Source organism: Paenibacillus sp. UMB4589-SE434, from assembly GCF_030226685.1.
Taxonomy (GTDB): domain Bacteria; phylum Bacillota; class Bacilli; order Paenibacillales; family Paenibacillaceae; genus Paenibacillus_B.
The window spans coordinates 1,338,396-1,356,791 of the sequence record NZ_JASOYK010000001.1; the positions used below are offsets into that span (position 1 = coordinate 1,338,396).

The 18,396-nt window shown below is 49.3% G+C and carries 1 protein-coding gene; it reads right to left on the reverse strand.

Annotated elements, in window-relative coordinates; genetic code table 11:
* Positions 1–44: 44 nt before the first annotated feature.
* The gene (locus QP775_RS05535) at positions 45–18,374 is read right to left on the reverse strand and encodes an SDR family NAD(P)-dependent oxidoreductase (RefSeq protein ID WP_285104305.1); all 18,330 of its coding nucleotides are present in this window, start codon (positions 18,372–18,374) and stop codon (positions 45–47) included.
* Positions 18,375–18,396 lie beyond the last annotated feature (22 nt).

Below are 18,396 nucleotides of genomic sequence, written 5' to 3' on the forward strand. Positions count from 1 at the left end.
AATAAAGAGGCTATCTCCTAACGGAATAAGAGATAGCCTGCAGTTTACAGAAGTGCCAAGATTTTGATATTGATAAATTGTTCCAACGTCAATTCGTCTTTGTCTATTTGTTCAATGATATTCAAAAATAGCTGTTCCTCTGATTCACCTTGCTGAATGGTGACTTCATTAGAAGGATTGCCTTTATATTGGTGTCCGGTCATCGACGACAGCCTTTGAATATCGCCTTCCAGCACCATAATCTGGGATCGTTGTGAAGCCAGCGCGAGATACAGGGCTTTCTTCCCCGTATCGGTTTGCAATGCGGTCAATCCTGTTTTTTGCAGCATTCGCTGTTCTGTTTCGGCATCTACTTGCATGCCTCCCTCTTTCCATAGCGGCCAATTGATTGACAACGTATGACCTTGGCGTGTGCCAGCTGCGTGCAATTCGTTGCGGTACTTCGCAAAACGGTCCATAAAAGCATTTGCCATCGCATAATCCGCTTGACCGGGATTGCCCATTGCTCCCGTTAACGAAGAGAACAAGATGAAGAAATCCAAATTCAAACCTTTGCTCGCTTCGTCCAGATGAACAACTCCGGCTACTTTGGGCGCCAACACTTCTTCAAGTTCATCCACATTTTTTTTAAGCAGGTAGTTATCCCGGATTACTCCTGCGCTGTTTATAATTCCGTTCAGATGTCCGAATTTGTCACAAATGTGTTGAATCAATCCGTGCACTGCCAGTCTGTCAGCCACATCGGTTTGTACATATACTGCTGTAGCACCTAACGTTTCCAGCTCCTGTAGTTCTACTTGCTTCTCCGTACTGAGCTTGGATCTTCCGGTGAGAATTAGTGTGGCTCCGCTCACTTGGCGGGCGATTTCCTGCGCGAAGAGCAGTCCCAATCCGCCAGCTCCACCAGTAATTAAGTACACGCCTCCGGCTTTCCATGGAATCACCGCTTCAATCTGCACAGCGTCTTTCCGTTCATTCCAGCATTCGACCCAGCGTATTCCGTCTGTATATCGAATGTGAATGTCTTCTGGACGGTGACGGTTTTCCGTAAGCTTTTCGATAAGGGTGATCGCGTCCTCTACAGCTACCGTTTCGATCAGTTGACCGATCAGCTGCGGATTTTCCTGACGGGCAGTTTTGAGCAAGCCAGCCAGTCCGGCCATGACCTGCTGTTCCCCGTCAGTTGAGATTACGAGCTGTATCAGAATGTCCCCTTTAGGCTTGCTGAGAATCAATGCCTGAACGTGTTGAAACAACTGTACAGCACATTGCCTGTACGACTGTTCTAAGCTGGCGTCAGCTGCAGTCAAAAGAATACAGTCCGCCTCCGACATATTCTCGTCAATGAGTTTGTGCAATCTGTCAAATGGCTGGGCAAGGAAGACAATGTGCTTGACATAATCCTTGGCGGAGATTTCTCTCTCCGGGGGCTGCTCCCGCCAGCCTGGTTCAAGCAGCATTATTCCCATAGCCGAGTTGGCCGGGGAAAATTCGGCTGCACTTGGCATGACCCGGGACGCAAAACCGCTTATGCGAACGGATACAGAACCCTCTTCATCACACAACTCGATATCGAGCTTCCGTACTCTGTCGTTTGCCATCGTACCTGTGCTGTATCGGATATACGCCCACATGTCAGCAACGCAGGGAGCAAATACTTCCATCTCATCAAGCGCAAAAGGCAGTGAAACTGCAGGTTCGTCCGCAGTTGTGGTTTCGGTGCTCATAGAAAGACCAATAGAAGCCTGCAGAGCAGAATCGATCAGGCTCGGATGCAGCACATACTGCTGCTCTGTCTCCGCTAGGATGGAAGGCAAGGTCAGCTTCGCCAGCACCTGTCCATGGCCCAAGAATATGCATTTGATTCCTTGGTGGCCCGCCCCGTATGCCAGTCCCTGCTCTTTGAATGCTTCGTAACATTCGGAGCCTTCCAGTATGCCGTAATTGCACGCTGCTCGCAGCGCAGATAAGTTAAGGCGTGGCGCTTCTACGGCTTCCTCTATACTAGCTCGACCCTGGCTATATACGGTCCGCTCGCCGCTGACAAGTATTTCACTGTAGATTTCGTAACGAATCTCTACGTCGTTTTCGAGATATAACCCGATGTGCGCCTCAATCGACTCCCCAATCAAACGCAGCGGAGCTGGCCATACCACATGCTTTAATCGGATGGTAACACCGTTTCTGTCCGTTAATCCCGCTGCTTGTTCTACTGCTGCCCGCGCCATCTCCAGATGTGCTGCGCCTGGAAGCACCCGCTGCCCATTCACCTGATGGTCGCTCAGGAAGAACTCTGCACCCGTAAATAGTGAACTGAATCGGTTACCATATAAATTTGACGTGTTCCGATGCAGCAGCGGGTGCAATTGAAGCTTTGATTCTGGCGGGGTAAACTTACTGCCCGCTGTGCTACCTCCCTCTAACTCCACTTGAGGTACCCAATATCGTTCTCTTGCAAACGGATAAGCTGGCAAACTCATTCTGCGCGGTGTGTCATATCGATGCAGCTTGCTCCAGTCCACACGCAGACCTTTTACCCAGAGCTCCAGCAGCTTGTCATATTTTCTGCGCTCACACCACTTGCCGACGGCTTCCTGCAGCTCTTCATCCACAGCAAATACAGCGAGCATGTCGTTGCTGCGCTTCACTTGTCCACGATACATATCCTCAATATCACTGCGGCCTGCGGTATAATCTGTCAGCTTTGCTTCCAATTCCTTCATAGAATCTGTAATAATGGCCAGCCGTTCTTCCATCGCTTCGCGACCGACTTGCAGGGTATATGCAATATCTCTTAGATGAATTTCCGTATAACCCTGCTCCTGAATGGCCACCAATAGCTGCTTGGCTTGAACTTGAAGCCGTTCTTCGTTTCTGGCGGATAATACGATTATTGTGGGCTCTTGCGGCGATCGTGCAGCAGAATCATCTACCGCATCCATCGGGATGTACTCTTCGATAATGACATGAGCATTCGAGCCTCCTGCTCCAAATGAAGAGATGCCCGCGATTCGTGGCGATTCGCGCAGTTGACCGTCTACCCCAACCAAGGGCCGCTTCCATTCGGCAAGCTCTTGTTGAACGGCGAAAGGCGTTGCGCTAAAATCAATGTTCGGATTGCTCGTCGCCGAATGTAAGGATGGAGCCAATTGCTTATGCTTAAGCTGCAGCAGCACCTTCGTCACCCCGGCGATCCCGGCCGCGCTCTCACAGTGTCCGATGTTCGATTTTGCCGATCCAAGGGCACAGAATTGGTTGTCCGGCGTAGACGTTCTGAAGGCCTTTACGAGTCCCGCCAACTCAATTGGATCGCCTAAGGAGGTACCGGTTCCATGGGCTTCCAAGTAACTGACAGACCGCGGATGAACGCCGGCTTCCTTTAGCGCTCTTCCAATCACGCTTGCCTGCGCATTTGGATTAGGGACCGTATAACCATTCGTTTTGCCTCCATGATTAATTGCCGTGCCCTTGATGACTCCATAAATATGGTCCCCGTCCGCGATCGCTTTGGATAATGGCTTAAGCAGTACTGCACCAACGCCTTCTCCAGGTACATATCCATCCCCGCCTTCTCCGAAGCTCTCGCAGCGCCCCTTGCTTGACAAAAAGCTGCCTTGCGTCAGCATCAAATACTTATTCGGGTGAACCGACACGTTCACACCGCCTGCGATAGCTAACTCGCACTCATCCTTTTGTAGGCTTTGGCAGGCTAGGTGGATGGACGTCAGCGAAGAGGAGCACATCGTGTCAACTGCCATGCTCGGTCCATGAAAATTAAAATAATAGGACACACGATTGGCAATCGATGCCGGGCTTCCGCTTAGAGCAAAAGGCATGCCCTTAACCTGCGCCTGCGCTCCATACAATTGATACTCTTCATACATCACACCCACATATACGCCAACCTGACCAGGCAAATCGTGTTCCACAGAAGCGCCCAACGCATCCCTCGTGTAGCCTGCATCCTCAATCGCTTCATAAACGCATTCCAAAAACAGTCGCTCTTGCGGGTCCATCACTTCGGCTTCTCGTGGAGATATGTTAAAAAATAACGGATCAAACCGATCCACCCCCTCGATGAAGCCTCCCCATTTACCACCGATCATTTTGCTCTTACTCTCGTCTACATACAGTTGGTAATTCCAGCGATCTTTTGGAACTTCCGTTATGGAATCTTTTCCGTTCCTCAGGTTATCCCAAAATTGATTAACATTTTCCGCCCCCGGGTAACGTCCCGAGAGTCCGATAATGGCGATATCCAAGGACCCAGTAGCCTTCACCCCTAACCCTTGTGGTTCCAGAAGCGAGATTTGGGCGTAACGCTGTTTTGCGCCATTACGGACTAGGCTCTTCATCGGTTGATTCACTGGGAGTGTAACTTCCTTCAGCAAGTCGACAGGGACCGCTTCCAGTTTCACGTTCAGCAGCCTGATGAGCGTCGCCCGATGTGATTTCAGAAAGTACGTCGTTAGTTCCCGGATCGTCTGATATTCGAAAAATAATGTTTTAGATAAAGAACCAAATACGGTTTCCAATTGATCGGTCAGCTGCATAACCATCAAGGAATCAATTCCATACAACTCCATCGGAGCATCTGCCTCGATCCGTTTCTCTGGAAGCTTGAGTACCGTGGAAAGCTGCTTTTTAAGGAATTGTTCCGCTTTCCCTTGCAGCACATCCTGCCCCGTCTCCCGAGCTTCCTGCTGATGCTCTCCCCTAGCAAACAAGCTGAAATGAACCTCGCGACTAAAGCCGATAAACTGGTTGACTGTCGCGTATTCATAAAAGATCGTCGTTGGCAAATCGAGCTTGTACGTCTGATTCATAGCAGCCGCAAGCTCAGCCAACATCGCTTGATCCAATCCGTAATCGGTCAGCTCAACATTGACGTCGATATCAGCAGGCTCTACTCTCAACATGTCAGCGATGATGTTCATCAAATAAGCTTGCATTTTATCCAGCTCCATAGAGCGATTAATCGACTGATTCTCACTCTTGTCTCTGGCTGCAGTCTCGCTCGCCGTCCGTAATGAAGCCTGTGCTGCAGCCTGGTCTACACGGTCCGCATGGTCCGCAAACTGGACTGTGCTTCCCGGCATCTTAGCGGACGCTCTCATTTGCGCTGCATGGCCGTGTACAGCCATAATTCGATTCTTCCCGGTGGCGTATGCTTGATAAAGGAGTCGAATGCCCATCTGTGACTCAAGCGGGAGCATGCCCGTTTTGTCCGCCATTCGCTTCTCTGCTGCTTCATCTACGCGCATTCCACCTTCTTTCCAGAGTGGCCAATTGATGGACAGCGTTCGCCCTGGCCGTTTGTCCACAGCGGCCCATTCATGGCGGCGTTCTGCAAAGCGGTCCATAAAAGCGTTCGCTGCCGCATAATCCGCTTGACCTGGGTTGCCCATCGCTGCGGTAATAGAGGAAAACAAAATGAAGAAGTCCAGCTCCTCATCTTTGCTGGCATCATCTAAATGAACGACTCCAGCCACTTTCGGAGCCAGAACTTCTTCCAGTTCATTCACCTGCTTCATGAGAATATAGTTGTCTCGGATTATTCCGGCGCTGTGGATAATCCCGTTCAAGCTTCCAAATTCTATCCGAATTTGTTGAATGAGCTGGTCTACAGCCTGTTTATCCGTCACATCCACTTGCCGATAGACTACCCGCGCACCAAGTGCATCCAAAGCCTGCAGCCTCGCTGCTTTTTCCGCGGACAGCTTCGATCTTCCCGTGAGTATCAAGGTAGTCTTCTCTGTTTGTCGGGTGATTTCCTGTGCAAATAGCAGACCCAAACCGCCTGCCCCTCCGGTAATTAAGTACACACCTCCCTTTTTCCAAGGGATTACCGTTTCATTTGGATTATCGGCTTTCATTCCTTCCCAGCGTTCTACCCAGCGTTTGCCGTGCGCGTAGCGAATTTGAATGTCATCAGAGCAATGCCGATTCTCCTTGAGCTTCTCGACGAGTGCCAGCCCGTCTATTTCTGCTGGTACTTCGATGATCTGCCCGATCAGCTGCGGATTTTCCAGCCGCGCGGTCTTTATCATCCCTGCAAGCCCGGCAAGGATTTGCAGATCTCCGTTGCTAGGTGTAACGAGTTGGATCAGGACATTGCCATCCGGCTTACTCTTTATCACCTGTTGAATGCACGCAAACAACTGGGCGGCGCAGCTTTCGTACGCCTTGTCTATTCCTGAAACGACGCCCGGCCGCAGCCGCAGGCACTCCACTTCAGGCATCGCTGTAGCTATATGTTCGTAGAGCCGATCATCAACAGCGGCGAGGATGACCATTTGCTTGGCATAATACAGCTGCGGACTGTTCCAATTTGTTGTTGCTTGTTCTTTCCAGATTGGCTCGAATAGAATCGATTCTATGCCTGATGAGGACGAGAGCATATCCGTCTCTCCTGTCGTAACCCGCGACGTGAAGCCATTCAAACGTACACAAATGTGTCCTTGCTCATCGCATAGCTCAATATCTAGCTTCTGCAACTTCGTTGCTGCAGTGCTGTCTTTGCTGTATCGGAGGCGAGCCCACATCTCAGCTTTGCATGGCGCGAATATGTCCAATTCCTCCAGCGCAAATGGCAGGGCTGGTGTATTTGCAGCCGGTTTATCCGTTCCATCACTTATAAGAAGCCCGATTGCGGCCTGCAATGCTGAATCCATCAAGCAAGGATGCAGTACGTACCTCTGCTCCGTGCTGGCCAGACTGTGTGGAAGCTTCAGCTTGGCCAGCACTTGCCCCTGACCTGCGTAGATCCGTTCGATTCCTCGATGTCCTTCTCCGTATGAAAGTCCAATCGCTTCAAAAGCTTTGTAGCAGTCGGTGGCAGAGAGTTCTCTTTGGCTGCATTCCGCTTGTATAGCCGCTACATCAAGACAAGGGATGTCCCCTTCCAGTCTGTGGAAGCTGACACAACCTTTGCTGTATACCGTTCTATCATCTGTTTCTTTAGCGTAAATTTCGTAACCAATCTCCCCGCTGTCTTCGGGATATAATCCGATATGGGCTTGTACAGGCGCTTCCTCCACGCGCAGCGGATTCGCCCACACGACATGCTTAAGCCGGACAACGACTTGTGATTGCAGCGCATTCGCAGTTTCCTCTTGTTTTGACATTTCAGCCGCATATTCGGCTGCTGCCCGCGCCATCTCCAAGTACGCCACGCCTGGCAGCACCTTGCTGCCCATGACCTTATGGTCGCTCAAGAAAAACTCGTCGCCAGTAAATGTAGAGCTGAACCGCTGTTCTGCAAAGCTTGACGTATTGTGCTGCAGCAACGGATGATACTGCTGTGTTGAGAGTGAACCCGTCGAATCGCTTTTTGACGAAACTGCTGCCTCTGCCCAGTAGTGCTCCTTCGCGAACGGATACGGCGGTAGATGCACTCGGACTGGCCTAGCCCCATCGACATCCATGAGTTCGATCGGAATGTCATAGCCTTGGCAGTATAAATCTGCCATGGCATACAGGCTTTCCTGATGCTTCCGCATATTTTGGACAGTTTCCTTACTTTGCCGCATCAGTTCATGCATATACTGCCGCAGCGCAGCCTGCCCCTCGAAATCTCGCGGCACCGTGCTGCGGAATATATTCGGCCGTTTTTCCATCAGCTTCGCCTGCGTCCAGGTATAGACAGCATCTTCACGGTCAACTACCACGATGGCGCAGCGATGTTTGAAATGATGCCGGCCAGCTAGCAGCGTATAGCTAATCTCAGATAAGGATTGGCCAGCAGCGAACGATGCGGACTGCTGCGGCTTCTCCGCATGGTCATCCAAGATTGCTATCATCTGTTGTATTTTCTCTTGCAGCGCTTCCTCGGTTTTGGCAGATAAGGGCAGCAAGTAATAAGGCGCATCGTTAGATGTTTTAGCTTGTCTCTTTCTAACATAGCTTTGAACGACGAGATGAGCATTCGTCCCGCTCATCCCGAACGAACTAACTGCCCCTATTCTTCTGCTGCCGCTGTTTTCTGCCCAAGACCTGTTTTGTTTATTCACATAGAACGGGCTGTTTTTCCACTGGATATACTCGTTCTCTTGCTCGCAATGCAAACTTGCTGGAATGGTCTCACGCCGCATCGCCTGCACTAAGCTGATCAAGCTGACGATACCCGATGCTGCCAACGTATGCCCAAGGTTCGTTTTTGTAGAAGTTAATGCACAATAGCGCTCTTTATTTGTTTGCGTTTGAAATGCATTGACCAATGCATTTACTTCCACCGGATCGCCCAATTTCGTTCCGGTTCCATGCGTCACAATATACTCGATCTCTTCTGGATTTATATCATATTTGCGATACACGTCTTTCAGTAAATTGGCTTGCGCCATACCGCTTGGCGCCGTAATGCCGTTTGTTTTCCCGTCGTAATTGATTCCGCTGCCGCGAATGACCGCGTAAATCGGATCGCCGTCTTCCTCGGCGCGGGACAATCGCTTCAGCACAAGCGCTGCGACAGCTTCCCCGGGAACCATTCCATTTGCCCGCCGATCAAAAGCATAACATCTGCCTTCTTCTGAAAGCATACCTGCCTGTTTCATTACTTCAAACGGCTCCACGGATAGCATCAAGCCGACCCCGGCAGCTACCGCTGTATCACATTCAGCAAGACGCAGGCTCATGCATGCCTGATGCACAGCAACCAAGCCAGAGGAGCAAGCAGTATTTATCGCCATGTTGGGTCCGGTTAAGTTTAAGAAATAGGACAAGCGTGCAGCCAGTATTGCATTGTGATTTGATGTGATCGAAGCATCAGACCCTACCAGCTTTACGTAATCATCATTGTTTTCAATCCCTACAAACATGCCAATACAGTTGTGTTTCAACTGTGCTTCGCCGTAACCCGCATCCTCCAGCGCATTCCATGACTCCTGCAGCAATAGCCGCTGCCGCGGGTCCATGGTTTCCGCTTCGCGTGGAGAGATCTCAAAGAACAACGGATCAAACTCGTTCACTCCCGGAACGAAGCCGCCTTTGCAAGTACTATGCTGGACTCCCCGAATATAAGGGCGCACTGCTACCATGTCGGTAATGACCTCTCTGCCTTCGGCCAGAATGCTCCACAACTCATCAACTGATCTCGCTTGCGGAAACCGGCCGCTCATACCGATGATCGCTATCGGCTCAGCAGCGCTTAATGCTGAATTGCTTGGCGACTCTACGTCAACAGAGATCTGCATCTCCTCTTGCCCCCATTCTGCTTGAAAAAGAATTGAGGAAGCAGCTGTTGAAGGGGAAGTATCGGGTGCGGAAATAGGCGCCAAAGTCGACGCCGCTTCCTGCGGCGCTACTTCTCTGTAGAACGCTTGGATCGTATCCGGGAATGTGCTTAATACATATTCAGTAATCCGCAACAAGGTAGAATATTCGAAAAACAGTGCCGGCGATATATCGACTTGATAATGCAATGCGATTTTCTCTGCAAAATTAGCCAAACCAATGGAATCGAAGCCGAACTCGGCTAAATGATCGTCGATATCGAGCTGTTCTATAGGAATTTGCAGCAGTTGTCCAGCTAATTGCTTCAGATCCAGCTCCACACATTTCTCCACACTTAAGCCTCTCATGCCCGTTCGACTAACGGTACTCGCTGCACCGAATTCGCGGACATTATTCGCTTGTCCATACTGATGCGACTGTTTCTGCTCTTGAGATTCTTGCTGCCGCTCAAGGTATACCGGGTTCTGGATAGGTTCCGCTACTAGCCCTAGGAAACGATGCACCCGCTCTCGTTGTCCAGCAAGGATCATAAACTGTGACTTTTGCTGCAACAACATTTGCTCAAACAAGGCGATGCCTTCGTCATTCTCTAATAAGCGCTGTCCGCTTGTTTTCATGTACATATGTGTAGCTGAATCGTTGCCGAAACCCATACCCCCGTGTCTCCACAATGGCCAATTGATGACCAGTGCTTTGCCCGGCTCTATTTGATTTCTATGGTGTGCATAACTCATTTGGAAGCGGTTGGCAACGGCATAATCACACGAGCCGAAATCCCCCAATATGGCGGCTGTCGAGGAGAAGTAGCATATAAAATCCAATGCTTCTCCTTTTAGTACTTCATCAAGCACCAACGTGCCTGTGATTTTGGGAGCCACAATACGAGAAAAGTCATCCATGCTCTTTTCAAAAACATGATGGTTGCTCATCAATCCGGCTGCATGAATGACACCACTAATGCCTCCGAATTGCTGTCTGGCAAGCCGGATTCCTTCCCGCATCCCATCCAGATCACAAACATCCGCTTGCACGAATAACACTTTACTTCCTAATTCTACTATTTTGTTAATTTTTGATTGTTTTTCCGTATTCAACAGTGCTCGGCCGATCAGGATCAAATTCACGGCATACTTTTTGGCAAGCGCTTCAGCAAATATAAGGCCTAATCCTCCAGTACCCCCTGTAATCAGGTAAGTCCCTCCACTGCGGACCGAGCGGGCGCAGGCATTAACAAGTTCAACCGATTGAATTTGGCTGACATACCGTTTTCCCTGCCGATACAAGACGCTCTGCGCAGCCTCTGCATGCAGCTCCTCCACGATATGGGTCAAGCGTCCCTTGCTCCCCTTCATAGTGGATTCCAGATTCATTTGAACAGCTTCTTTGCAAATGACGTGGACTCGCATCTTAGGCATGACTAGTCGCAAAGATTGCTTGAATCCGTTCCATGCGTCGAGATAACAGAACTCAAGCCCCTCTGCGAATTCACCAGCTAATAGCAACCGATGTGGCTTGATTTGTTCCGTGTGCATCGCTTGAAGCATATATAAAATACCGGAATATTCCCTAACCCATTTTCGATCTTCCATGGCCCACAAATATAGTACAGTGTCTACATCTCCATGCTCCTCGCGGATGCTGCGAAATGCTTCTTTATAGGACTGTCCTTCGTTGGGAAGAATGCTATACATGTTAGCAGCCACTTTGCAAAAATGGGTTCCGGCTGTTATAAAAATAATATAGGTTTGCGAATGAATCATCCGCAGTTCCGCGGAGATCTCCTGCTGATTGGAGGTGTCGGACAGAAAGCAGATTACAATCTTCATTCTGTCCCCCTGCAAAGCCGGGAGCTCAGTTAGCTCCTCTTCCTGCCACACTTCCTCAAAGGTCATCGTTTCATACACACCCTGGTGATCTGTAGTTTGCTGCCCGATTACCAAGGCATTGTCATCCTGCAACGGCTTGGCGGACAGCGGCATATGGGCCGGTGTGATACTGGTCAATGGCTGTATGTCCTTTGCGACCCAATACTGTTCATTTACAAAAGGATAAGTCGGCAGACTCATCCGCCGAGGCTTGTTGTCTGAATTGACATACATTGTTTCCCAATCGATTTCAAAACCTTTGACCCATAACTCCAGCAAATTAACATATTTTCCGCGTTCAAACCATCTGTTGACGGTGTCAACCATCTCTTCATCAGCGGTAAAAAGCGCCAACGCCTCTTTGTTCCGTTTAACGTTGCCACGAAATACCTCCTGAAGATCCAGCTGGCCGTCGACATAACTACTCAACTTTCTCTGGATCTCTTCGACAGAACCGGCAATTAAAGAAAGCCGCTCATCCATCGCTTCTCGCCCGACCTGCAAGGTATAAGCCAGATTTGCGATGTTTATGTCCGTACAACCCTCTTCTTCGATAAAGGCTAACAGTTGCTTTGCCTTGACCATCAACCGTTCTTCATTCTTGGCAGACAGTACAATCAACGCGGGAGGACTGGATGAGGCAGTAGACTGGACATCGACCGCTTGAGTAACATATTCTTCTAAAATCACATGTGCGTTCACGCCCCCCGCACCGAACGATGAAACTCCAGCTATTCTCGGGTACTCCTGGCATTTCCCGTCCAGCTCCATAACTGGCCGCTTCCATTCACCCAGCGTTTGCTGTACGGCAAATGGTGTGCTGGAAAAGAAAATATTCGGATTTAATTCCCCGGCATGCAAGCTCGGTGCCAACTGGCCATGCTTCATTTGCAGAATGACCTTTGTTATTCCGGCGATGCCTGCAGCCGCTTCCAAATGACCGATATTGCTTTTTACCGAGCCGATTGCACAGAAGTTGGTATCCTCCGTATCTTTTGCAAATGCTTGGCACAATCCAGTAATTTCAATAGGATCGCCAAGCTCCGTTCCCGTTCCATGCGCCTCGATGTAACTGATCGTACGAGCATGTATCCCCGCCTTTTCTATGGCCTCCCGTACAAGCTCACCTTGTGCAGTTGGGTTCGGAACGCGATAGCCATTCGTTTTGCCGCCATGATTCATGCTCGTTGCACGAATAACCGCATAAATGTGATCGCCATCGGCAATCGCTTTAGCCAACGGCTTCAGAATTATAGCACCTACGCCTTCTCCGGGCACAAAGCCGTTCGCTCCGGCTCCGAAGCTTTTGCATTTGCCGTCAGACGACAGCATCTGGCCTCCGCACAGCTCTACATAATTGGAAGGATGTAAATATAAATTTACACCGCCCGCTATCGCCATTTCACATTCCCCGTGGCGAAGATGTTCACAGGCTATATGCACAGCGGTTAACGAAGAGGAGCACATCGTATCGAGTGGCATGCTGGGACCCTTCAGATTGAACAAATACGATACACGATTTGCAATGGAGCCGAAGGACGTGAACGGAAATAGTTCTCCGCCTTTGCCGATTAGTGTTGGACCGTGTAAAGCATAGCCCGTCTTTGTGACCCCTGCATATACGCCTACGCGCCCTTTGTGCCGCTCTGATATTAGTTCTTTGGTGTACCCTGCATCTTCCAGAGCCTCCCAACAAGTTTGTAGAAACAAACGCTCCTGAGGATCGATGTTCATAGCCTCACGCGGCGAAATAGCAAAGAATCGCGGGTCGAATTCAGCAAATCCATCAATAAATCCTCCCCATTTGCTGTAGCTTTTACCGCGTGCAAATGCCTCTTTACGATCCGGATCATAAAAATGTTCGAGCGACCAGCGTTCTTGTGGAATCTCGCCAATGCAATCCTTGCCCTGCTTCAGATTGCTCCAAAACGCTTTAAGATTTGGGGCCTGCGGATATTGACCGCTTAGTCCAATAATCGCAATAGGCTCATCTTCGCCATCCGCAAGGTCCGGGCGTGCATCCTTTTGCTGCTCTCTGTTCATTAGTTGTGAATTTGATGCGTCTTGATTTACTTTATCATTCGTTACCGATGTTATGGTTTTTCTCCCGAAGGTCGAAGCCGGCTTGATGTCGGTCACGGTGGCTGATTCATTAAAATTTGTCCACTCCGCACATTTTTCCGGATAATTCGATACCAAAGCATTCGCGATTTCGTGTAAGGTCCGATATTCATAAAACAACGTTTTTGAAATCGATCCATAACGTTGTTCGAGCTTTTCATTCAGCTGCATGACGAGAATGGAGTCGATCCCATAATGCTCCAAAGGCTCATGCACATCGATCTGATCCACAGTCACCTTAATTTCCTCGGCAAAAAACAATCTGAATCGGGCAAGCATTAATTCCCGTAATCGTTTTATTCGTCCTTTGTCAAAGACGTGATCCGCTGATTGTACATCAGTAGGGTTGTCCGTACGAGCATCGTCTGCGTGCAGAAAGAAATGCTTTAACTTCGGAATGTCTCCGGCAAGCACCATAAGCCGCTGCTTATCCCATACAAATGCTTCGTATAAGGCGCTCAGACCCATTTCCGACGTCATTCCAGTCATCCCTGTTGCCTGCTTCATCATCGCTTCGATTTGACCTCCCACATGCATACCGCCTTCTCTCCAAAGCGGCCAGTTAATCGAAACGGAGACTCCATGGCGTTTTTTCTCAGCGACCAACTTATTGCGATATACCGCATATTGATCCATGAATGCATTGGCCATCGCATAATCCGCTTGACCTGGATTTCCTAATATACCGGTGAGCGAAGAAAATAAAAGGAAGAAATCTAAATCCATCCCCTTGCTTGCCTCATCCAAATATACAGTCCCGCTTACTTTAGGAGCCAACACGCTCCTCAGTTCTGCTGCCGTTTTCTTTAAAATGTAATTATCCTGGATAATACCCGCACAATGAAGTATCCCGTCAAGACAGCTCCAAGTGTCCCGGATCTCCCTTATCAAGCGGTTTACTGCGAAGCAATCTGTGACATCCGTCTTATAATACTGAACCTGTGCACCTACCGTTTCCAGTTGCATGAGCTTTGCATGCTTTTCTTCGTTCAACTCTGTTCTTCCCGTAAGAATCAAAACGGCGCCTTTCACTTGACGGGCGATGTCGTTTGCTAGGACAAAACCTAACCCGCCAGTTCCCCCGGTGATCAAATAGATTCCTCCGTCTTTCCATGGAAGCCGCTTTATCTTTTGGGATTCCTCTGCAGCCATTGCATGCTCGCACTCGCGCCAGGTGGACACCCATCGTTTTCCTTCGTTATATCGAATATGGACATCCTGAGGGGCCTGCCCATTATCTTTGAGTTTTCCTATCCAATCGTTAGTTGGTGCTTCTCCAGGCTCTATTTCAAACAACTGCCCAATCAGCTTCGGATTCTCCAGTCTTGCAGTTTTTAATAGGCCTGCAAGTCCGGCGTACAACTGGGCTTCTCCCTCCCGGGGGACAACGATCTGAACGAGCACAAATCCTTCAGGCTTGCTCTGAATAATCGATTGAATTTCTGTAAATGCCGCTGAAGCATAATCCTCGAACCGACGTTCCAATTGATTATGCTCTGATAGCAAGCGAATGCACGAAACCTCGTTCCTACGGCTCGTAATCTCCTTATGTAATCCTCCAATATCAGACTCTTCACACAGTATCACAATATGATTGGTGTAGGTGGCCAGCTCAGCTCTCCTTGATACGGGTCTCTCTTCCCAAATAGGCTCCAGCATCACGATGCCCGTTGCTTCTTGCATAGACGGATGATCGAGTTCTAGAGATCGAGTGGTGGTAGTTTTGCTGGCTGAAGGTTTTTGCTGCGTCTGCACCCAGTACCGTTCTCTGGCGAATGGATAAGTAGGTAGTGAAATCCTTGAGTATCCGCCGCCGTCAAATAGTTCACTGTACTCCAACTCATATCCTTGCACAAAAAGATCGGCAACTGCGGACAAGCTTGCCAAGAAGCGAGAAGTGTCACTGGCCTGTTTGCATTCTTGGATGCTTTGGTTTCCTGCAGAACGCGCCAAGGCGTTCTGATGTTGCTGCTCATTACGATCTAGGACAGACACATAAAGCCCGCTCGCTGTTCCCGTGTCCAGCCATGCTTTCAATAGGCTGGAAAGTTCATCAGGATCTTGGACGACGCAGGCCAAACGGCAGTTCATATGCTTCCTTCCTAACAACAGCGTATAACTCATATTTCCGATATTTACAGAAACATCTGTTTCGCAATAGGCTGCCAATTGACGGGCTTGTATGCGTAATTGTTCAAGTGATCGAGCAGACAATACGACTATATAGCTGGGCTGCTCCGAGTGCTTTCGCTCCACCCTCGGCGCTTCTTCAAGGACGATATGTGCATTTGTACCGCTGAATCCAAATGAGCTGACGGCCGCACAACGTTTAGTATTCGCGTTAACAGTCCAATCCTTCAAGCTCGTATTGATATAGAACGGACTGTCTGTGAAGTTGATATTTGAATTGCCAACCCGGAAATGAAGGGATGGTGGTATTTGCTTATGTTTAAGCGACAATAAAATTTTGATAACACCCGCAATTCCGGCTGCCACCGTCAAGTGGCCGATATTGCTCTTAATTGAACCGAGCGCACAAAATTCCGCCTTGTCTGTATAATTGCGGAAAGCCCGTGTCAACGCCTTATATTCAATAGGATCGCCAAGTTGGGTACCCGTACCATGTGCTTCTACCATCTGGATCTGCTCCGGATGGATGCCGAATGTATCGTATACATGCCGTTCCAGCCGTTCCTGCGATTTGGCGCTTGGTGCTGTAATGCCATTGGTTGTACCGTCCTGATTGATTCCGCTTCCGCGAATAACAGCGTATACCTGGTCACCGTCTGCGATCGCATCCTCCAAGCGCTTCATCACAATCGCGCCCGCCCCTTCTCCTGGGACAAAGCCATCCGCCCGCTCATCGAACGTATGACAGCGCCCTGTCGGAGACAACATACCTGCCCGATTGGAGCAAAGAAATAAATTCGGCGTGGATTGAATAAACACACCACCTGCCAGCGCCATTTCAATTTCCCCTGCCCATAGTGCCTGGCATGCGAGATGAATGGCTACCAAGGAACTGGAGCACGCCGTGTCTACGGCGATTGCGGGTCCTTGCAGATCCAAATAATAAGCAATCCGGGCAGGGATCAACGAACCTGAGTTCCCCCAAAACGCTTGAGCCGGGGGATTATCGCCGAGAATATGGAGATAATCCGTGCCGCCGCTCCCTACATACACACCGCATGTTTTTCCTTGAACGCCTGCCCCTGCATATCCCGCATCTTCCAACGCGCTCCAGGCCAGCTCCAGAAATATCCGCTGCTGCGGATCCATGTACGTCGCTTCTATACCCGAAATATTAAAAAAGAGCGGATCGAATTGATCGATATTGTCGACAAAACTTCCGAATTTACAATACTCCGCCCCCTCAGGGTAATACTCCGCCAAATTCCAACGGGATACTTCCTGAATTAAATCGGTTCCACTTGCAAGATGAGTCCATAGCTCATCTACAGATGTGGAGCCCGCAAACCGACCGCTCATTCCGATAATGGCGATATCGGTTCTTTCAGCTTTTGTCTCTGTTCTTGCAGCGGACGTCCCTTCAGCACGAGAAAAGCGGTTGGTAGGTGTAGCTCCTGTGTTCTTCCTTTTATTTTGCCGAATCGGGGCTACCATCGAATCTTCTTCCGCTGCTGCCGCGTGCTGAGCAAGGCTTTGCTTAAGTGCATCAGCATGCTGCGATAAAATATGCTTTGCCAACTGATTTACGGAGTTATAGTCAAATAAGTCCGTGCTTTCGAGGTCAACCTTCAACGTACGGTTTATGAACCGTACCAACTGCACACCCGTAATCGAATCTACCCCATAATCGGAAAACGATTCGTCATGATCGATCAGATGAAGCTCGACTTTGAGCGATTCCGATATGTTCTGCATAATCATGTGCTTGACATGAGCCGCCACCACGGAGTCCGTCACCTGATGGCAAAGCTCAAGTTCTGTGTTCACAACTGCTTCCTTCTTTTTCTTCGTCGCTGCATCGTTATCAGCTGCTTCGCAATCCAGAATGTGCGACTTGGCTTTTTGAGTGAGCCGAATTCTGCCATCGCTTCCGGCGGCAATAATTTGTTGACCGAGTGCTTTTGCATCGCTTGTCGGGAAGTTAATGGAGTGGTACCCTTCTATTTCCAATGATTTTTTCCATGATTCGCAATACAATCCAGGGCAACCCGGAATTCGTCGCGTCTCATCCTCATATAGCCACCAGCCCTGCAGCAATCCAAAGGTGACGTGGTTAAATAACGTTCTATCCGTAATTTCATTGAGGACAAGCAGGCCGTTTTTTTGCAGCAAGGCTTTTACGTGCCGCAGCGTATGCCTAATATTTTGAGTTGCATGGAGCACATTGGCGGCAATGACGATATGATAACCGCCCAATTCGATTCCTTGATCTATGATTGATTGTTCGATGTTCAACATTTTGTACGTTAAAAAAGGATTTTCTGCTCCATACTCCTTTTCTGCATGCAGCAGAAAAGCTTTGGACACATCCGTATAACAGTATTCCTCCATATGCTGCCTGTAAGGCTCAAGTCTACGGAATACGGTAGCGCTTGTTCCACCTGTACCCGCACCGATTTCTAACATACGAATGCGGGCGCTTGGATCTCGGCGAAGGTGCTCCTGTATATAACTGACAATTGTATCGGCCAATCTTTCATTAAAATAATCCGCTATCTGGTTATGCTTATAAATACCTTCAACCAAGGACAATGAGGAATTTGGAAACATGATTTCGGAGGCCGCTTTTTTTCCAGTTAGGATTTGCGGCAGCGCCCGCAGCATGGTCTCTGCCAGAATCGCCTGCGACTTCGTGTTGGAGTCCTCCAGCCATGCCGCTTTTCGGTACTCCCACTCTCCCCATGCCGAATCCGCTGAAGCAGTATTGGGCATTAAAGAATAGAAGTTATCTCCATCCTCGACAATGTAATTAAAGTCCTTTAAGAAGTGTGTGGTGACATGGAGCCATTTGTCATACACCGGGCTCAGGTTGGCTGCTGCTTTGCGACTTGACATTAACGTGGCCGAATCAGTAAACAGTTCTAGCGTGCGGAGCTGCTCCCACAGCAGTTTGACGAGCAGTTCACCCATTTCATGCATGTGCTGCTTCTGCAGATGGATATAATCGTAATCCGCTTCTGTGTGCATGTATCATCTCTCCATTACACGA

Coding starts and splice junctions, on each gene's coding strand:
- QP775_RS05535 (WP_285104305.1), bottom strand. CDS start 18,374: ATGCACACAGAAGCGGATTACGATTATATCCATCTGCAGAAGCAGCAC.